Source organism: uncultured Alloprevotella sp., assembly GCF_963536905.1.
Lineage (GTDB): Bacteria > Bacteroidota > Bacteroidia > Bacteroidales > Bacteroidaceae > Alloprevotella.
In genome coordinates this window covers 1-18,634 of sequence record NZ_CAUTBW010000026.1, presented here as the reverse complement: position 1 = coordinate 18,634, position 18,634 = coordinate 1, and the positions used below count along the sequence as shown (strand labels likewise).

At 45.4% G+C, this 18,634-nt stretch carries 16 protein-coding genes and 1 pseudogene; 9 read left to right on the top strand and 8 right to left on the bottom strand.

The window, feature by feature from the left end; all coding sequences use genetic code 11:
- Positions 1-7: 7 nt before the first annotated feature.
- Complete coding sequence (locus tag ABLA33_RS05985) at positions 8-1,987, bottom strand: leucine-rich repeat protein (protein ID WP_347719623.1); 1,980 nt, start codon at positions 1,985-1,987, stop codon at positions 8-10.
- 272 nt (positions 1,988-2,259) lie between these two features.
- Here ABLA33_RS05985 and ABLA33_RS05980 point away from each other — a divergent pair, with 272 nt between their 5' ends.
- Positions 2,260-2,547, top strand: a complete 288-nt coding sequence (locus ABLA33_RS05980) for a hypothetical protein (RefSeq protein ID WP_347719622.1) — start codon at positions 2,260-2,262, stop codon at positions 2,545-2,547.
- Between the two features lie 29 nt (positions 2,548-2,576).
- Here the strand turns inward: ABLA33_RS05980 and recO are convergent, their stop codons facing one another.
- Complete coding sequence (gene recO / locus ABLA33_RS05975; RefSeq protein WP_347719621.1) at positions 2,577-3,287, bottom strand: DNA repair protein RecO; 711 nt, start codon at positions 3,285-3,287, stop codon at positions 2,577-2,579.
- A gap of 420 nt (positions 3,288-3,707) precedes the next feature.
- On the opposite strand from recO, the gene rpsT reads away from it, so the two are divergent.
- From rpsT to ABLA33_RS05940, 7 genes are all read left to right on the top strand, one after another.
- Positions 3,708-3,962 (top strand): 30S ribosomal protein S20, encoded by a 255-nt coding sequence (gene rpsT, locus ABLA33_RS05970; protein ID WP_009347704.1) that lies wholly within the window; start codon positions 3,708-3,710, stop codon positions 3,960-3,962.
- Between the two features lie 188 nt (positions 3,963-4,150).
- Positions 4,151-5,014 (top strand): serine acetyltransferase, encoded by an 864-nt coding sequence (locus ABLA33_RS05965; protein ID WP_347719629.1) that lies wholly within the window; start codon positions 4,151-4,153, stop codon positions 5,012-5,014.
- A gap of 76 nt (positions 5,015-5,090) precedes the next feature.
- The gene (locus ABLA33_RS05960) at positions 5,091-6,632 is read left to right on the top strand and encodes a THUMP domain-containing protein (protein WP_347719620.1); all 1,542 of its coding nucleotides are present in this window, start codon (positions 5,091-5,093) and stop codon (positions 6,630-6,632) included.
- Positions 6,633-6,882: 250 nt separating this feature from the next.
- Positions 6,883-9,042, top strand: a complete 2,160-nt coding sequence (locus ABLA33_RS05955) for a DPP IV N-terminal domain-containing protein (RefSeq protein WP_347719619.1) — start codon at positions 6,883-6,885, stop codon at positions 9,040-9,042.
- 60 nt (positions 9,043-9,102) lie between these two features.
- Positions 9,103-9,483 carry a RidA family protein gene (locus ABLA33_RS05950; protein WP_347719618.1) on the top strand — a complete coding sequence of 127 codons (381 nt, stop codon included), beginning with the start codon at positions 9,103-9,105 and terminating at the stop codon, positions 9,481-9,483.
- 144 nt (positions 9,484-9,627) lie between these two features.
- Positions 9,628-10,086, top strand: coding sequence for a GAF domain-containing protein (locus ABLA33_RS05945; RefSeq protein ID WP_315091457.1), 459 nt, complete (start codon positions 9,628-9,630; stop codon positions 10,084-10,086).
- On the top strand, positions 10,083-10,631 hold the full coding sequence (locus ABLA33_RS05940; RefSeq protein ID WP_347719617.1) for a TIGR00730 family Rossman fold protein: 549 nt from the start codon (positions 10,083-10,085) through the stop codon (positions 10,629-10,631). Before ABLA33_RS05945 ends, ABLA33_RS05940 begins: the two co-directional genes overlap by 4 nt.
- A gap of 1,067 nt (positions 10,632-11,698) precedes the next feature.
- On the opposite strand, the gene ABLA33_RS05935 is transcribed toward ABLA33_RS05940, so the two are convergent.
- From ABLA33_RS05935 to ABLA33_RS05920, 4 genes are read right to left on the bottom strand one after another with little or no spacing between them, the layout of a single operon-like run.
- Entirely contained in the window at positions 11,699-11,989 is a 291-nt protein-coding gene (locus ABLA33_RS05935; RefSeq protein WP_347719616.1) for a hypothetical protein, read from the bottom strand.
- 34 nt (positions 11,990-12,023) lie between these two features.
- Positions 12,024-12,452, bottom strand: a complete 429-nt coding sequence (locus ABLA33_RS05930) for a hypothetical protein (protein WP_115084328.1) — start codon at positions 12,450-12,452, stop codon at positions 12,024-12,026.
- A gap of 2 nt (positions 12,453-12,454) precedes the next feature.
- Positions 12,455-12,943: a hypothetical protein gene (locus ABLA33_RS05925; RefSeq protein ID WP_347719615.1), complete on the bottom strand. Its 489-nt coding sequence runs from the start codon at positions 12,941-12,943 to the stop codon at positions 12,455-12,457.
- A gap of 32 nt (positions 12,944-12,975) precedes the next feature.
- Positions 12,976-13,887 (bottom strand): hypothetical protein, encoded by a 912-nt coding sequence (locus tag ABLA33_RS05920; RefSeq protein WP_311490085.1) that lies wholly within the window; start codon positions 13,885-13,887, stop codon positions 12,976-12,978.
- Between the two features lie 314 nt (positions 13,888-14,201).
- Between ABLA33_RS05920 and ABLA33_RS05915 the strand changes: the two are divergent.
- A pseudogene (locus ABLA33_RS05915) lies at positions 14,202-14,387 on the top strand (hypothetical protein).
- 617 nt (positions 14,388-15,004) lie between these two features.
- Here the strand turns inward: ABLA33_RS05915 and ABLA33_RS05910 are convergent.
- The gene (locus ABLA33_RS05910; protein ID WP_347719614.1) at positions 15,005-17,572 is read right to left on the bottom strand and encodes a hypothetical protein; all 2,568 of its coding nucleotides are present in this window, start codon (positions 17,570-17,572) and stop codon (positions 15,005-15,007) included.
- Positions 17,569-18,381 carry a GLPGLI family protein gene (locus ABLA33_RS05905; RefSeq protein ID WP_347719613.1) on the bottom strand — a complete coding sequence of 271 codons (813 nt, stop codon included), beginning with the start codon at positions 18,379-18,381 and terminating at the stop codon, positions 17,569-17,571. Before ABLA33_RS05905 ends, ABLA33_RS05910 begins: the two co-directional genes overlap by 4 nt.
- Positions 18,382-18,634: the final 253 nt, after the last annotated feature.

The following is an 18,634-nucleotide window of genomic DNA, read 5'->3' as shown; positions in this document are numbered from 1 at the left end:
GTACTTGTTACGGCAATTTTGGGGCTTGCCAGAAATATTGGTCATCGGAAGTGGTGCGGCCACCTCCTTTGTAGGTGACACCTTTTCCTACGAGGGTGATCACGTCTTGGTAGGAATTTTCTTCATTCTCAATCTCTGGTCGATTGGTAAGGTGCGACTGAATGGTATAAAGGTTCTTGGCCATATACCTATCAATGTATTCTTCCTTGGTTCGTTTCGACTTGTGATTCCAGTTTGCATCCGGATTGAGCACCAGCGGGCGGCCATCAATAAGCCGTTCGCGCACTTCGCCAGGATGGAGCAATGTGCCGTTTTCGTCCGTCACATAAGCGGCAAAGCTGGGATCCATCCAAACCCACTTATTGAGTGTCTTGCTCCATACCATTACTATGACATGGCAATCGGGATCTCCTATTTCTTTACTTTCGCACGTGATGAAGCGAGCAGGGTAGCCAAGAGCCAGATAGCAGTCGGTTAGCATTTCTGCCAGAAACCGGCAGTTGTATCCGCGCTTGTTCTTCTGGGCGTGGCGGAAAAGGTCGAGTGCGTTATACTTGCATTGTGGCCAACTGGACGAACCATCGTGCGGGATAGCATCGTGGAGCCAATACATCACGCGCTTGATGCGACTAATCTCATCTCCGTTGCCAGCGATACTGTCCAGCTTGAGTTCTTCGCGCACCTTTTTCAGAATGGGAGAGTCGAACGCATAGGTAAAGGCCTGTTGCGTCTGTCCCGAACGTTCGTATTGTGGAGAAGTCTTGAGAATATAAATGTAGTCGCCAAACAGCCGTGACTTTTCTTTGAGAGCCTCAAAATCGGGTTGGCCTGCAAAATCGTTAAAGATACTATCACAAAGGAGACTATATAGTTTTCTCGGTCTGCTTTCTAATATGAGTTGTCCATATTTCAATAGGCCTGCTTTGTCGTGTAGGATAGCAGAGACAGCAAGAAAGTTATTCAAGATGGCGGAAGTAACAAAAGTTTGATTCTCACTGTGAAAGTCGGGGAAGGCCTCAAAGCTCTGCTGCAATTGTCGGAAAGCCTTGAAAGTTTCTTCTGTATAAGGTCCTTTTTCGGGGATTCCTTTCACCCATTCCGAGTTGCTTAAAAACACTTGGTTGGGGAGAGAAACATAGTTGTGAAAGTGGGGGAGATCAGCAATACCCGCGAAGGCTGTTGAAAGTACAGGGCCGTTGAAGGTGATTTGCTGAAGTGCGGGGCATTGGCTCAACCATTCTTCGCTTCCTCCTGTAGAAAGCACAGGACCGTTGAAGACAATCTCCGTGAGTTTGGGGAGCTGTGAGAAAGTTTGCCAACCATCTATATGTCCCAGTGTGCCATTGATTTCAATCTTGCGCAAGTTGCTACAATCTCGGATAGAGCCACCGCCGCTGATGAAGAGGACGCTGTTCATTCGTACTGTTTGTAGTTTTTCGCAACCTACGATGGCGTTTGAAGACAAGCTACCCAATGTTTTCGGAAAACAGATGTCCTCCAGATCCGAACAATCGGCAAAGGCATCTTCATTGATAGATACTTTTTCGGGAAGAACCACGCAGCGAATGCGCGCTTCGCGGAAAGCATTGGAATCGATCAAATGAAGTGCGCGCGGAAGGATAACTTCTCCCACCTTGCAGCGATAAAAAGCCCATTGCGGCAGGATGGAGTCGGCCTTAATCTGATGATTGAAGAGAAATGTTTCTGTACTTTTATGCAACGTGGCATCGCTGAGATCCAATCGCTGAAGTTTTCCGTCCACGGCTGTTGTGTCGCGACTGATACCCATCAGCGAGCGGAGAAAATGCCAGTCGGCACCATTGAGCGAGCCGCGGAGCGTTAGCTCTGTGAGCGACTTGCGAACTTTAGTCGGCAGTTGCTGTTCCAGCGTACCGGGCTGTTGCACGTTTACTTTCACTTTTCGAGCCGAAGCCGTGAGGCTTACGGCAAGAGCCAGAAGCAGACCCCATGTTTTGAGCTGTGCCATAGTGTGTTTGTAGTTAGCTGATTTTTAGGAGTTATATTTCTTGTTGCCAAAGTTACAGACGATGACTTTAATATGCAAGTTTTTAAGGACATATAGAACCGTCGTCTTCTGTCTTCGTGAAACTTTCGCCTGCTTTGTGCCCATTCGTGGGCAATATTTTCAGAAGAAGCGTTTTCTCCTACTTTGTCAAGGAAACTCTCATTCTACAGCCCTGAGAATCGCGCGAAATCCAGCGCGAAGCCTTTCGGTGGAAGAAAGCGCAGAATAAAAAAATGAGCAGAATAAGGAAAAAGATGCTTTCGCGGGGTATAGGCATGATTCCTATAAGGATATTCTCCAACGCAATAAGGCTGTCGGCCGACACAATAAGGAAGCCAGCTGACGGAATAGGGAAAATGACGACTAAAACGGAGAAAATCAGCATCGGAAACTCACTTTTGCGAGATTTTCTCCCGCAAAAGCAGCAATTGGCTGCTTCGGATGGTGAAGAAAAGCAGGGAAGCGGAGAAGAGGAAAGCTTCTTTAACATCTCCTTGCGCAACTGCCACTGTCAAGAATAGTGACACGGAAGAAGAGACGAGATGAAAACCTACGCAAACACCTCCTGCAAAACTTTCAGCGATTTGAGTTCGGCAAAGTTAGGGATGTGTAGTTTGTAGTAATTATTCATGAAGCGGAGCAACTGCGAGCGTTGTTCGCCCGAAAGTTTGAAGAGGTGCATCGTAGCCAGATTCATACGCATCAACGTAGGTAGCAGTTGCGCCTCTTCGGGCAAGAGCACGTTGGGATGCAGCGGGCGCACCGTTGTGAATGTTCCGCTCTCCAGATCGAAGTAGCAGTTTGGCGACGGCGCCTCCAAATTGGGCTCGAAGCCAAAGAAGCGCGCCAGGTGGAGCAAGAAAACAAGGTGGAAGTTGGCAAACGACTCTCGGCAAGTGTCCAACCATTCTATGCTGTTCCAAACATACTCGAAAAGCAGTGGCGATGCCGGTTCGCTCCGCATGGTGACGCGGAGAAATTCGGCTAAGAAAAGCGCCATCGTCGTCTTTGCCGGCTCGTAGGGAATAGTCAGTAGCGGCAGCGGTTGTGCAGTTGTGAGGCGTTTTAGCTTGTGTGTGGGTCGGTCGTCATAGTCCACATCGAGCCGTGTCAGCGGCTGAAACCACGCCGTCCGAATCTTTGCCCGTTTGGAAGTATTGATGCGTTGCATAAAGGAAAGGCATCCGTCCTTTTCCGTAAGTAGTTCGACGATGAGGTCTTTATCGGAATATTTAATAGTATTGAGTACGATGGCATGCATAGAGGAGGGGAGTGTGAGATTATTGAGAGAGCCACTTTGCTAAGGAGAGAGATTCTCAGAGCGGTCTGGTAGGTCCGTTAAGTTTGAGCGTTGAGCAATGAGAGCTGCGGACAGGTCCTCTTCTGTTTTCGAGACAAAAATACAAAGAAAGTGTTAGGTAAGAGTAGCGAAAAAGAGCGTAAAAGGGTAGGAGGAAGAAAAATTTTGAAAAAAGTAGGAGAAATGTTTGGTGGTTTCAAAACTTTGCCCTACTTTTGCACTCGCAATTAAGCCGCGGGGCATTCGACAACAGTCGGGAGCACTTGAAAGGCAAACGTTGCAAGGCAGGCCTATTCGTCTATCGGTTAGGACGAGAGATTTTCATTCTCTAAAGAGCAGTTCGACTCTGCTATAGGCTACAATTAAAAGAATAATATAAAAATGGCAAACCACAAATCATCTGTTAAGAGAATTCGTCAGACGGCGACTCGCAGATTGCACAACCGCTATTACGCTAAGACAATGCGTAATGCTGTTCGCAAGCTTCGCGCTACGACGGATAAAGCAGCTGCTACAGAACTTCTGCCGAAAGTACAGAAGATGCTGGACAAGCTTGCTAAGCGTAACATTATTCACAAGAAAAAAGCTGCCAACCTTAAGAGTGGCATTGCTAAACACGTGAATGCATTGGCATAAGCAACTTACGCACATAAGATAAACAAGGCTGAATCTCAATGAGGTTCAGCTTTTTTGTTTCTATATCTTTCGAGATTCAAAATTTCATTATCTTTGCAATAGTTTAATTAACTACGATCAAATCTACATTGGATAATTTTACTGAACAGTTTCAGCAAACTGTGGCGCGCCTTGCAGATGTGGGTCAGATGAAAGGTCTCTTTCATCAGCATCGGCATGGCGATCCGCTTCCCAGTACTCCCGCTCTTCAGGAAATCATAGACCTCTGCCGAGGTGTGCTTTTTCCTGGTTATTACGGTCGTTCAACGATCAATCGCGATACGGTGAAATATGGTATTGGCGTGGATATGGAGCGACTCTATAATTTGCTTGTCGAACAAATTGAAGCAGGTCTTTGTTTCTGTTCAGACCGCACGCACCATGATTGTTGCGATGGAGACCTCCACGAACACGCGCGCGATATTGCTCAGCGCGTTGTGCTGCGCCTCCCCGAGGTGCGCGATGTGTTGGCCACTGATGTTGAGGCCGCCTATCTTGGCGACCCCGCCGCGCAGAACTGGGGCGAAGTCATCAGTTGTTATCCAGCCGTAAAAGCACTCACTATCTACCGCATCGCCCATGAATTGGAGGTTTTGAACGTGCCACTCATCCCGCGCATAATGACAGAACTTGCCCATTCCGAGACAGGCATTGATATTCATCCCGCCGCACAGATTGGACGCTATTTCACCATCGACCACGGTACGGGTGTTGTCATCGGTGCTACTTGTATCATTGGCTCGCATGTGAAACTTTATCAGGGAGTCACGCTGGGCGCACGGAGTTTTAAGCTCGACGAAGAAGGAAATCCTATCAAGAATGTGGCCCGTCACCCTGTGTTGGAAGACGATGTTATTGTGTATTCCAACGCCACCATACTGGGGCGGATACGTATCGGCAAAGGGGCTGTGATTGGCGGTAACCTCTGGATAACGCACGATGTAGAACCGGGCGCTGTGATGAAGCAAACGCGCGGTACGTCGGCACCTGATTCGATGGCTCTTTATATCTGAGCGCAATAAAAAAGTTTTTTCAATCAATAAAATACATACACTTACGCTTCTAACCTCCAACAGTGAGGCTGACTTTATGGAAGAATTCGAACTCATTGCCAAAACCTTTCAAGGACTGGAAGAAGTATTGGCTCAAGAACTCACCGAACTCGGTGCTAACGACATACAGATTGGGCGTCGTATGGTGTCGTTTTCTGGAAACAAGGAAATGCTCTATCGAGCAAACTTCTGCCTTCGCACAGCTATTAGGGTGCTCAAACCTATCAAGCATTTCAAGGCTCTCGATGCAGAAGCTGTCTACGAGGCAGTAAAGTCCATCGAATGGGCTAACTATCTCGATTTGAACACTACTTTTGCCGTCGATTCGGTGGTCTATTCTCAGGAGTTCCGCAACTCCAAGTTTGTTGCTTATAAGGTGAAGGACGCCATTGTGGACTATTTTCGCGAGAAAGAGGGCAAACGTCCGAACATTAGTGTGACAAATCCCGACATCAAGCTGAATATGCACATCGCTGAAGACCAATGTACGCTCTCGCTCGATGCGAGTGGCGAGAGTCTTCACCTGCGTGGCTATCGTGTGGCTTCTTGTGATGCTCCGATAAACGAAGTGCTGGCAGCCGGTCTCATTAAGTTGAGCGGATGGGATATGGAAAGCGACTTGATCGACCCTTTCTGCGGTTCGGGCACTATAGCTATCGAAGCCGCTCTCATGGCGCGCAATATCTATCCTGGTATCTTCCGTAAGAGTTTCGGCTTCGAGAAATGGAAAGACTTTGACCGCGATTTGCTCGATCGTATATATAACGACGACTCGGCTGAACGTGAATTCAACCATAAGATTTACGCCTACGACATCAATCGTCCTACTCTCGAAGGGGCTATGGCCAATGCCAAACAAGCTGGTGTGAGCGATGTGGTAGAGTTCTCCCAACAGGACTTCCGTAAGTTTACTCAGCCAGAGAATAAGGCCATCATTGTGACCAATCCGCCTTATGGTGAGCGTTTGCAACCGGCCGATATTTTGGGACTGTACAAAGCCATCGGCGAACGCCTTAAGCATGAGTTCAAAGGTAACGAAGCGTGGATTATCAGTAGCAAACAGGAACTTTTCGATAGTATCGGATTGCGTCCCAGTACGAAGATTCAGCTCTACAACGGTTCGCTGGATTGCGAGTTCCGCAAATATCAAATGTTTGACGGGAAAATCGAAAACTTCCGCGCCGCCGGCGGAGAACTAAAAACCTCGGAGGATCGCCAACGCAATGCTGAGCGCCGAAAAGGACGCCAATTCCGCGAGGATTTCCACCGCCGTTTCGACGACGATAGCCGCGAACAGACCGAAGAAGACCGCGAGTTTATGCAGTTGCGTAACAAGCACCGCGAATTTGAACGTGTCTACGGCCGCAAACACCGCGGAGAAGACGGAGAAAACGATCGCCCGCGCCGCAACTTTGGCGACCGCAAAGGTGGCAAGTTCGGCGATCGCAACAACTTTGGCGAGCGCAAAGGTGGACGCTTCAACGACCGCAACGAACAAGGAGATCGCCCCAGAGGCAAAGGAGGTAAGAGCTTCGGTGTCCGTAAGAACTTCGATCGTCATTCAAATGGCGACAGATAAGAAGTGATATTAAGACCATATATAAAGGAATGATGTAGGCGTTCTTTTCTGACGCCTACTTAACTTAAAGATATACTGAAAACGGAGGATACGGAAAATCATAGCATGCTGTCTGTTGACGGACAAAGCCTATGTGCCTTTCCGCATCCTCCGTTTTTGATTTAGCCGAAAGAGGACTTTGTATTCCCTCTTGGGAATATTCTCCAGCAGCTAAAAGAGAGTGATAAGCAGGGAAATACCCCAAATGACTATGATAACAATATTGAACAAAATGAAGCGCATGGGGCTTGTGGCCTTAGCGCTACTTTGCACCATGAGTATGCAAGCTCAAAACAAGAAAAGTTTTACGCTCGACGATCTTATGTGGGGCGGCGAGAACTACTGGAACATCATGCCCCGTAATATCTACACGGGCTGGTGGGGTAACCAACTCGTAGAGCTCGATGCGGAATCGGCTCGTTTGTACGGCGCAGCAAAGCCGCTCTTTACGACGGCTGAAATCCAACCCCTCATTTCCGATGCGACAAAGGGAAAAGGAATCTCGGCCTATAATGCCTCCTTCCCCGATGGCAATAAAACAGAAGTGCTGCTCCGTACTTCCGACACGAATTTCCTTTACAACTGGAAGACAAAAAAGATTGTTTGGCAAGCGCCCCGCGAGCGTGGTATCGACCATGTAGAGTTCAACGCGGCATCTCGCAGCGAAGCCTACACAAAGGACTATAACCTCTACCTCCGCACTGCCGATGGTCGCCTGCATACTGTCAGCACTGACGGTTCGCGAGAGTTGCTCTACGGTACGAGCGTACACCGCGATGAATTTGGTTATTCTAAGGGGACATTCTTCAGTCCCAGCGGAAAACTCCTGGCTTTCACGCGTATGGATCAAAGTATGGTGGCCGACTATCCGCAGGTGGACATTTCACAACGTATAGCAGCGTATGATCCTGAAAAGTACCCCATGGCTGGTATGACCAGTCACAAAGTGACCATTGGTATTTTCAATCCCGCAACGGATAAGACTGTTTATCTGCAAGCCGGAGATCCCACCGATCGCTACTTCACCAATCCGAGCTGGGCTCCCGACGAGAAAACGATTTATCTCATCGAGATGCCGCGTACTCAGGACAAGGCAGAACTCGTGGCTTATGACGTGCAGACAGGTGCTCGCAAGGGTGTGCTCTATACGGAGACGAACGAGAAATACGTTCATCCGATGCACGGCATCACCTTCCTGCCGTGGGATAACAGCAAATTCATCTATCAAAGCGAGAAGGCCGGCTACAACCATCTCTATCTCTTCGATACCGACGGCCGTCAAATTAAGCAGCTCACGCAAGGCAACTGGGTAGTACTCAATCTGGCTGGTTTCAACACGAAGACAAAGAGCGTCATCATCAAATCTACCGAATCATCGCCCATTCGTCACAACTATTACAGTGTGAACATCGAAACGGGTAAGCGCACTTTGCTGGACAACGGTGTGGGCGTACACAACGCCACGCTATCTCCCGATGGTCAATACCTTATAGACCGCTGGAGTTCACCCAAAACATTCCGTGAATACGACCTTCTCTCCACCACGAGGCAGAAGATAAAGAAACTCCACACTGATGATACGCCCTGGAAGGAGTATAACGTGCCCGAAATTTCGGGAGGCTCTATCAAGGCCGCCGATGGTACTACCGACCTCTATTATCGAATGGTGAAACCCGTAGGTTTTGACCCTGCAAAGAAGTATCCCACTGTGGTTTATGTCTATGGTGGTCCTGGCGTGCGCAATGTGGAAGAATCTTGGAACTATACCGCTCGTCCGTGGGAAATCTATATGGCCCAGAAAGGTTATCTGCTCTTCGTGCTCGATAATCGTGGCTCTTCAGAGCGCGGTTTTGCTTTCGAAACAGCTACATGGCACCATCTTGGCACAGAAGAAATGAAAGATCAGCTCAAAGGTGTTGATTTCCTCAAGTCGTTGCCCTATGTTGATGCTAATCGCATGGGCGTGCACGGTTGGAGCTTCGGTGGATTTATGACGACAAACCTCATCTGCTCTTATCCAGATGTGTTCAAGGTGGCTGTTGCCGGCGGCCCTGTCATCGACTGGAAATACTACGAAGCAATGTATGGCGAACGCTATATGGGAACGCCTGAAAACAACCCTGAGGGCTACAAAGAAGCAAGCTTGCTCAACAAGGCTAAGAACCTCAAAGGTCGCCTTCAGATTATCTTTGGTTACAACGACCCTGTTTGTGTGCCGCAGCACACTCTCTCGTTCCTCCGCGCTTGTGAAGATGCTGGAACACAGCCCGATCTTTTCACTTATCCCGGTCAAGGGCACAACATGATGGGGAAAGATATGGTTCATCTCCACGAACGTATCACGCGCTATTTCGACGACTATCTAAAATAATCATCACAGGTCTCGTTGCAGAACTCTATTCTGCAGCGAGACCTCTTAAATTCTTTCTTTATGAAAACCCAGATTACATCCCCCAAAGCTCCCGCAGCCATCGGCCCTTATAGCCAAGCCATCGCTGCTAATGGTTTCTTGTTCATCAGTGGGCAGTTGCCCATCGATCCTGCTACGGGCAATTTTGCTGAAGGCGGCATTCGCGAACTGACACGCCAAAGTTTGGAAAATGTGAAAAGTATCTTGGCTGAAGCCGGACTGACCCTTGCCGATGTTGTTAAGACCACGGTGTTCTTAGCTGATATGAGCGATTTCGCAGCTATGAACGAGGTCTATGCAGAATACTTCACCGCACCAGCTCCTGCCCGCAGTGCTGTGGCTGTTAAGACACTGCCCAAAGGCGGATTGGTGGAGATTGAGGTCATCGCTGCTTGTCAATAAACAAAAGGCCGCCGACCGAAAATTACTTAAAGGTGCGAAGTTAGTGAGAGAGGAAAACGTTCGTTTTCTTAGCTTTCACTAACTTCGCACTTATTGTGTCAATGCTTTGAAGCCACGTTCGGTTCAAAGCAATAAAAAGAAAATATGGAACAAAAATACAAAGATGTCATCAGCGCAGTGCGTGCTCTCATTTCGGGCGAAAAGGAAGAAATGAGTGTATTGGCCAATGTTGCCGCAGAGTTGCACGATTCAATGGGTTATTTCTGGGTAGGTTTCTATTTGGTACGTGGAGGAGAGCTCCGTTTAGGTCCTTTCCAAGGTCCTGTGGCCTGCTATCGCATCCGCCATGGGCGTGGCGTTTGCGGTACGGCGTGGGAGCAGGCAAAGACCCTGATTGTGCCCGATGTGGAGGCCTTCCCCGGTCACATAGCTTGTAGCAGTCTTTCGCGGTCGGAAATCGTCGTTCCGCTGCGCAATGCCAAGGGCGAAGTAGTCGGCGTGCTTGACATAGATAGTAAAGAGCTCAATGCCTTCACACCTGCCGAAGGCGAGATGCTGGAAGAAGTTTGTGCAGCTATAACCGAAACGCTATATTCTGAATGATGAAGTACGAAAAAATAGGCGTGTTTCTCTCGGCCAATAGTCAGGTCGACGACATTTGCCACCAAGCCGTGCGCGAAGTGGGAGAATGGATTGGTAGAACCCGCCGCACCCTCATTTATGGCGGTGCGAAGAAAGGCCTCATGGAGGAATTGGCACAGGCCACAAAGCAAAATGGCGGCCGCATCTTTGGAGTTGTTCCTGAGATAGTGGTCAATAGGAATTTAGTGAGCGAAACGCTGGATGTCACCATCCGAACCGTCGATTTAGCCGACAGAAAGAGTATCATCATAGAGAAGAGTGACATTCTCTTAGCTCTCCCTGGTGGAGTGGGCACACTCGATGAGGTTTTCACGGCACTTTCCATGGCCTCCATAGGCTATCCCAGCAAACGCGTAGTACTCTATAATCCCCATGGCTTTTGGAACTCTCTGCTGGACCTCTTAGCGGATCTCCACCATAAAGGAATGCTCCGCGATCGTCCTCAAGACTTGCTCTCCGTGGTAGAAAACCTCGAAGATTTGCAACATTTGTTAGACGGAGAATAAGGCTGTCCATCACGGCCTCTATGCAGAAGCCTCAAGAAAGGAGTCAGCGCAAGTCTGTCATAGAGGTAAGCGTAAATATCCTTATTGCGTTTGAAGATACAATAAGGCTGTCAGTTCACATCCTTATTGCGTCAGCCGACGCCCTTATTGTATTTCTAAACGCACGGAGGTAGGCACTTCTCTGTAAGTTGTTTTTTTGTTGTCACATCGTCACGTTGTCACACTTTGAGCATAACCGCTTGATAATGTATTTATTGCAGGCGTGACGACGCGTGACAACGGTGTGACAACAAAAAAGTTGTTGTCACGCGCATAAGCTCCTCTCTATCAGTATATTCGCCTCCTCCGTGACAACGTGACAACAAAAAATGAGTTTTTCTATCGGAAGAGAGAGGGAGAATACTCCCTCCACGCTTTCAGTGCGACACCGCTGGTGTCGGAGGTTAGTGTGGCTTGCTGTCCACGGGTTCATCCTCGCTCCGCTCGGGTATCACCCGCGGTTAAGCATGGTGCGCCTCCGCTGGAGGCGTAAGTTGGTTATGCTTTACTGCGGGGGTAATGGTACTGGGGAGTGGCAGTGGTGCAGCAGATAGTGTACAGACTTCATTCGATGTGTGGCAGTGGTGATGGCGCAGGGATGGAGAAGTAGTCTCCGATGGTGTACAGTTTTTTCGATGTGTGTGAGTGAGTTATTAGGGGCGGATTTCTGCGTTTTGATATGCTGGGGGATGAGGCCGGCGACAGTGAGTGGACCTACTGTCCCCGGCGGGGACACACTATGCTTAACCGCGGGTGATGCCCGAAGGGTGAACCCGTGGGTAGTGTGATCCCCCTCCCTTCCGACACCGGCGGTGTCGCACAGCATCCACTCAGCAAGTCTTAAAGTGTCACTAACTCATCGCATGGTCCCTATATATTAAATCTTTGCTTAATTGTCAGAAGCTTCACCAAAACTGTATTTGGTGAAGCTTCTGAAGTTTTTTTGCAATGTTTTCTGGAGGGGATGCAGAGAATCAATAAAGGAACAGCTTTGCCGTGCTTTATTTGTTCACTGCGCCACCATCTTCCTAGTAGTAGATATTGGCACTTACCGCCACTTTCTTTTTTGCTGGGAAGGCAGAAACGCACACACCGGCATAGATGGTAGGGCGGCCTTCTATCTTGGGCAAGCGATAGCATTTCACATCTGAACGATAGATTTCGGAACATATACCTACCATGCGGCCACATTTCTCCTTTGTGTGTTCTACATACTCTTCTTCTGAAATTTCTTGCCAGTCTTTAGGAATTTCATTCCACATAAAGCCCTCTGTTTCTTCAACAGTGGGATACTCTCTGTACACATGAAATTTGGGCATAACTTCTCGGTGAAATGGGCTTTTTAAGGGTCGACTATTTACGAGGATAAGATAATATCCAATTCAATTTCCTTAAATCCTCAATATTCACATCTATCCTTTGCAATACAGCATTATAATCATATATTTTGTTCGTTTCCAATATGTTAGCATCAAAAACAAATAACATCAGAGTGTCCATCTTTCCATTTTCATGGATTCTCAGTGTCTTTTCATAACAATCGCGAACTTCTAATGCAGTCTTATTGTAACCGTGCGGAGCTATTTTATAGATATCAGGTAAACCTAACACATGGTAATTTGGAACATTGACTGTATCAGGATAATCCAGAGAAGGGGATATATAAACCTCTTTATCGGAATTGTTATAGAATGTTATAGTATAATGGCAAAAATCGCCATCGTGCTTGCAGCTTGAAAATATACAGCAACACATAAGCACTATTGTAGTTAATGTTTTCATATTTATTGCTTTAGTTGAAAAATATCTATTATGCCTGGTATTAGAAGTGATGGTCCGAACACATAGTCAGCCCATCCCAATGAAAGACTTCCTGCACTTAGTGCTTTCTGATTTTTGTCACTTATGCCAGGAATTTCATTCCACATAAACCCCTCTGTTTCTTCAACAGTGGGGTACTCTCTGTACACATGAAATTTGATATTATCGATTCGAAAACCTGATTTTCCCGTTGTGTACTCCATTGAGGTTTCGGCATTCTTTTTTGTGACAAAATAGTATGCTCGCGCACTTTGATGTTCCCAAACTTCCACACAGCCTCGATGGGCTTCCGTAGTATCTACTTCTTGCACCCGCATACCGAAGGCATTGAAGTAGGGTTGGATAAAGAACGGGCCAGTAAGTAGCGGGTCTTGCTTCTTCGGTTTGTCTGCATAGGCGGCAAACATCACTGTGCTTAAAAGCAGGAGCAGAAGTGTTTTAGTAATCTTCATTTTTATTTATTGCTGTTTAGTATGTATCATTCCTATTGAAATATCTTAAAGGTGTCAATTCCCTTCATTCCCGAAGTTGTATTAATAAACCAAATCTGTCCGGAGTTCCTTACAAAAGACTCAGGTTGTATTTCTCCATAAAATTTTATGTCTAAACGAGCTAGACCTTTGTACTTTTGACATTTTAAATCATAGTCGTTGTAGTCTGCAAATAGGGTTTTGCCATGGCTATATTCCTCTTTGTAGAAATTCATTATTTCTCGAATAGTATACTGTGTAGGTTTAATGCCAATATTCTTAGCATAGGTACTTTCTACGGTTGTAAGCTCCCCATTCACACAATCTCCAATACTTAGCAAAATGTAGTACTGGTTAATTTTAGAAAGTTCAGGCTTTAGTAAATATAAAACAGGAATACCTTCTGAATTAATAGGAGTTGGACTTTCTTTTACAACCTTGGTTTTATCTATCTCATTTAAATTGGTGAAATTATGGTACTCTTTTAAATCCGCAGGGTTATGGAACACAAGAGGCTGGTTGCCGATTACGGCATACTCAAGGACGGTCGAAGACAAGTTTTTGATTGAAAGAAAATCCGCTCCGTTTTCTTGATAGTCTCTTTTCAAGGTAAGCTGGCTAAAAACGCTTTTCCCCGAATGTGTACCAACAATACTGTCATAGGCGACCAAGACGTTCTCTCCACCAATCACGCAAGGAGTAGAAAGCCTCTCTGTTTTGACTTCGTTTTGACCATTATTGCCCAATATACTATAATGCACTTCCACTTCTCCGGGAATATCATCTTTTGTGGTTATTGCAATATAATTATGCCGAAGAATAGTTGTTTTGTGTACTCCTTCCTCTAAATCAACCTTTGTACATTGGGAAAACAATATTGTAAGAAAAAGCCAAACATACAATTGTAAAGAGAAGATCTTCTTCATTTTGTTACATCTTTAAATTAATCCCAAACCATTAACCAAGGATTCCACCAATCAACCTTTGTATAGTTGCCGCCATTCTTCTTGTCTCCTGGCACGCCTACTTTTGCACCATTATCTATCTGAAGGAAATAATAGTTTCTCCAGAACCAAGAACCAGTCTGTTTTGCACCATAAGCTAAAGTCCTGTCTTCAGGTTTATCTCTGTACCAGCCAAGTGGAACAGGACATCAAGGCGGTATGTGCTGAATATCTATACCTGTAATAATGCTTACGCAGATGTTTTCCAGACTGATTTTGGATAGTGCCTACAACTTATGGGAATGATATTGTGTATTGCCTCAAGTCACATTGTGGGGTAAGGGGATATTGTAGGCAGAAGTGGGTGCTTCAAGTTCAAATTATCTGCAAATTCAGTAATGAGAGGACGTGTAAACGCAATAAGGACGTTCAAGGGCTTAGTTGCGGATTTGAGGATAATAAAAAAAACAATAATTCTATGACTATTATTATAACGCTTATAAGCATACTGTAGAAGAATTTCTTTTTATAAATCTTCACTTCCTTCAATGAGAGTTTATTGAAGTGTGTCTGTAGTTTTTCATATTTGTTTTCATTGTATATTTTCATATTGATAAGAATTAAAAATACAAATAATATGAACAATGGGCTACTCAATAGTTCAAAACTATCAGCAATACTTCTCTCTATTACTATATTTAGTAAAATTAATAGCATTATTACAAAGAACACTATATAAGAAAATTGAAGAACAGCTATTATAGCAAAAGTACGATCAGGAAAACCTCTTTTGGGTGTATTGTGCCAAAGCCAATAAAATATATTATCACAAAATGATATCTTGTCATTTTGTGGAATAAAGTATGTTTTCATTTATGTAATTTTACTTGAGATAGTGATCATCTTAATTTCCCTTGCCGAAATTCTGGATAGTGAGGATTATATTTAAATGGAATACTGTAATCGTAATGTGGACGTACTACCCTTGTTGCGTCTGCAGGTGTAATGGTTCCATGAATTTCTTCATAACTTTTTGCTGGTATAAATGACCGTTTTGAGGAACTTATTATAAACCATAAAATCCCTAATAATCTTTAGATTAAAGATTAAAGCGTGCCGTTAGCATGATGCTTCGGGGGCGCAGTTGATATATCTCAAAATATTGGGTTAATTGAGTATCAGATCGCGATATAAAAGTATGTGTATTAAATATATTGTCGCCCTCTAAAATAAATTCGATCTTCCGTTTTGTTCGGTATGTGAGGGAACAATTCAAAAAAGCATAATCCGTTTTTTCCTGAAGACCGGAATTGTGCGTATGGCGTGCCGTTATGTTCATCAGCAGACTTTTGCGAATGAGCGACAGATTTAGATTTAGGCTTTGTTCGAGTGTGCGGATTTTGTGAGCATAATCACCAGACACTGACCGCGAGAACGCATAGCTACAATCGTAACTGATGCGGAAATTCTGGAGGATATCGGCAGAGGTGTTAACGTTAAAGGAAAAGTTATTGCTGTGATAATCTGTTTTAACGGCCTGGCGCAGAATACTGCCATAATAGTGGGAATAATTGGCGGTGATATCTATGCGTGCCTTTTTCCAATCGAATCCCTTGCTGACATTTCCTGTTGTAGAGTAACTATCGTCATGATGAGGCATATATTCAGCTTGCATAATGGTGCGGGCATCATTATCAATGGCTGTCCCATATATTACATCGCTCCATGAGCGAGAGGCTTTCCCTTGTATGTAAACAAAGAGGCTATTCATAATGTCCTTGAAACTGAGTTTAGAACTTACTGAACCTATATGACTGTCTGAAATACTGGGCAAGTAGCGACTTGTGGTGCGGTAGTTACTCATTATATAGGTCGAAATGAGTTGTGGCCATGAAGTTGGTTGCACGCCATAAGAGCCTCCGCTTGCGATTGTCCAGCTGTCATTGATTTTCCACTGCAGGTTAAACAATGGTGTGAAACATAACTGTGTGCGGTGGGTCTCATCCTTTATTTGGGTATGAGTTAGTCCGAGTGGGAGGAGAAAAGAGAGTCTGAAGTCGTTGTTTACATACTTCAATGTGGCGCTCGCATTAACTCCTGCCCGCAAATAGTGCATATCGCCATTGTCGGGCGAAATAGCACTTTGCAGTAAAGGCTTCATACCTACATAATTGAGTTTTAGGGCAGCAGTGGGAACTATACTCCAGCGATGTTTCCTAAGATCTTTTATCAGAGAGAACTCGTTGACTGTACTTACTCTTGTGAGGTCAATATCTTGGCGAGCATCAAGACCTCCGCAAACTGTGAGCGATTGCGCATTGGTTTGTGCGCTGTTGTAGCTTGTCATTTCAACACCGTTACCGCCTTCGGTGCGGTGTACCCAACGAGTATAGTTGGATACCCCAATATTGCGATTGAAGGCGTGTTGTTGCATTTCCTTTGTGTTCGACACAACGGCTCCGTTGGCATCTCTCCATTGCCCAGACAAGTCAAGCGTATTGGAGAGGTAGTTCCTTTGGGCATTGTTCTCATATGATAGTCGTACGAAAGAATTATTAGTGGTGAGATGGGAGGAAATGTCTTCACTAACGACACGAAAATTACTGCCAGGGAGCAGATAAGTGGTTTGTGAATAAGATTCTTGTTTCTGTATGTCGTGATTATAGGTGAGGCTGTAGTGGAGTTGTGCCGTTTTACTCAAGCGATTGAGATTGCTGGAATGAAAAGCATGTTCGTTGTTCCAGAGAGTGGACCCTACGGGCGACGTACCTGGGTAGATGATATCTGTTAGGGTAATTGTTCCTAATCTACTACTTCCATAGTGTTGTAACATGCGGTCGGCTCCCTTTCCTGTATTGTCTGCGCCATAATAGATAATATGTTGTCGTTGCTTGCCAAAATACATAGCATTCCCTTCGCAGTTCCACAGCATTCCGTTGTCATAGCCTGCTCCAAGCGCAACAGCCTTTGTCCATACTCCCTTAGACTTGGTCTTCAGCTTGAGGTTGATAGATGCCGCATCGGGTCGTATCTGATCTTGCAGAGACTTGATGTGCTCGTGGTTTTCAAGCACTTGCACCGTGGCCACATCCTCTGCTTTTAGCGCATCAGTAATAATATTATAGCGCCCTTGCAGCATGTCCATGTCTTCTACATAAAAATTATTGATGGGAGTTCCCTGATATTTTATTGTACCGCCCTCAATCGTTATGCCAGGCAGTTGCTTCAGCACATCCCCTATAGTGCGGTCGTAATTAGTCATATAGGATGCGACCAGATAGTTAATCGTATCACGACTTCCCCATAGCTTTTGGGCTTTTACATTAGCCTCACGCAATGTAATGCTGGTCTCTTCGGCAGTAAAATCAAGGGACTGACTGACGGCCTTTACCTTCCGTATCTTCCGTTTGACATTAAAACCTGAAAGGCGAACTAAGATATTGTTAGCTTCAGTGGTGAAATGCAAGTTGTAGTTTCCCTCGTCATCTGTTATGCAGTAAGCTATCAGAGAAGAGTCTGTCGGGTGGAGCGCTGCTACAATGGCATAGGCAGCATCGCCGTTTGCATAAGACACACGACCTGTAACGCGAATGGAGTCTGATAGGGCAGCCCACGAGGCTGTAGCAAGTGTAAAATAGAGCAAAATAAAGATGGCTTTTCTCATCATTCCAATTCTATAGGATAATAGGGTTGTTCTTCATTTTCCATGCCATCGCCAAGACGATAGTTAATGCCATAGTCGGCTGCGTAAGCACCATGGTTTTTATGCAATAAGGTTTCCATTTTGAGAGCACGACTACGTTTGATGCTACGTATCTTTTCATCGAACATCTCGATATTTTTTTCCCCCTTTATCTGACTAATACCATTGACCGTGAAGTGGAACTCGTTCTTAACGTCTGCCACTTCAAGAATGAGTCCAGGCAACCCATGGAACTTCCATGGGCCACAGCTTAGTGGGATATCAGCTGTAAACCAAGCCTCATAGTCACGTCCTCTAAACGTGGTTGTGGCACATTGACAGTTGTAGCCCATAATGACTTTAGACTTGGAGAGTATTTTCCACTTGAAGTCCGGAATGTCCTCAACATATTGAAACACGCCTGCGGCATCTAAATTGACGACCTGGGTCAACTCTCCCACTTTTGGATATGCCATAAACGTTTCGCCCACCAAAGCATGAACATTAAAAAGAGTGACTCTCCATCTGTTTTTGCTGCGTTGCATGACGAATTGGTCTATCAGCTTATGATGTTCCTCTACAACATAGCTATGTACCATTCCTTTGCCGATCTCAAGTAGCAATGTTGATTTCTCACGCCAATCACTTTCACCTACTTGTTGGGAATAATCGCATAATTGATCCAGCTCGTAACTTACCTCAACTTCAATGGGGGCGAGCGGCTTCATCTTCACCTCCTGCGCGGGGGCTAACATGGCGATAAACGCCAAGACTACTGACATTATTATTCTCATACTTCTTTATTTTAGCAATTTTACAATACTCGAATCGATGTGGCGAATTTCTCGTTCCGTATCGATAAGGTGATTTATTTATCGATTTCTATATATTGACAATTATCTCTATCTTCTTCGGGTTAATTGTACTTTGACGTGAAATACTTTAGATCATACCTTTGGTGCCTTTCACAAAGTAGGTGTTGCTAACTATATTTTAACGTGAGTTCGACGAATTATAAGTGTCTATAAATTTGGTGATTAGCGAAAT

What these genes read in the sequence shown, in the direction of transcription:
- ABLA33_RS05985 (WP_347719623.1), bottom strand. Translation starts at nt 1,987, where the DNA reads ATGGCACAGCTCAAAACATGGGGTCTGCTTCTGGCTCTTGCCGTAAGC.
- ABLA33_RS05980 (WP_347719622.1), top strand. Translation starts at nt 2,260, where the DNA reads ATGAGCAGAATAAGGAAAAAGATGCTTTCGCGGGGTATAGGCATGATT.
- recO (WP_347719621.1), bottom strand. Translation starts at nt 3,287, where the DNA reads ATGCATGCCATCGTACTCAATACTATTAAATATTCCGATAAAGACCTC.
- rpsT (WP_009347704.1), top strand. Translation starts at nt 3,708, where the DNA reads ATGGCAAACCACAAATCATCTGTTAAGAGAATTCGTCAGACGGCGACT.
- ABLA33_RS05965 (WP_347719629.1), top strand. Translation starts at nt 4,151, where the DNA reads ATGAAAGGTCTCTTTCATCAGCATCGGCATGGCGATCCGCTTCCCAGT.
- ABLA33_RS05960 (WP_347719620.1), top strand. Translation starts at nt 5,091, where the DNA reads ATGGAAGAATTCGAACTCATTGCCAAAACCTTTCAAGGACTGGAAGAA.
- ABLA33_RS05955 (WP_347719619.1), top strand. Translation starts at nt 6,883, where the DNA reads ATGATAACAATATTGAACAAAATGAAGCGCATGGGGCTTGTGGCCTTA.
- ABLA33_RS05950 (WP_347719618.1), top strand. Translation starts at nt 9,103, where the DNA reads ATGAAAACCCAGATTACATCCCCCAAAGCTCCCGCAGCCATCGGCCCT.
- ABLA33_RS05945 (WP_315091457.1), top strand. Translation starts at nt 9,628, where the DNA reads ATGGAACAAAAATACAAAGATGTCATCAGCGCAGTGCGTGCTCTCATT.
- ABLA33_RS05940 (WP_347719617.1), top strand. Translation starts at nt 10,083, where the DNA reads ATGATGAAGTACGAAAAAATAGGCGTGTTTCTCTCGGCCAATAGTCAG.
- ABLA33_RS05935 (WP_347719616.1), bottom strand. Translation starts at nt 11,989, where the DNA reads ATGCCCAAATTTCATGTGTACAGAGAGTATCCCACTGTTGAAGAAACA.
- ABLA33_RS05930 (WP_115084328.1), bottom strand. Translation starts at nt 12,452, where the DNA reads ATGAAAACATTAACTACAATAGTGCTTATGTGTTGCTGTATATTTTCA.
- ABLA33_RS05925 (WP_347719615.1), bottom strand. Translation starts at nt 12,943, where the DNA reads ATGAAGATTACTAAAACACTTCTGCTCCTGCTTTTAAGCACAGTGATG.
- ABLA33_RS05920 (WP_311490085.1), bottom strand. Translation starts at nt 13,887, where the DNA reads ATGAAGAAGATCTTCTCTTTACAATTGTATGTTTGGCTTTTTCTTACA.
- ABLA33_RS05910 (WP_347719614.1), bottom strand. Translation starts at nt 17,572, where the DNA reads ATGATGAGAAAAGCCATCTTTATTTTGCTCTATTTTACACTTGCTACA.
- ABLA33_RS05905 (WP_347719613.1), bottom strand. Translation starts at nt 18,381, where the DNA reads ATGAGAATAATAATGTCAGTAGTCTTGGCGTTTATCGCCATGTTAGCC.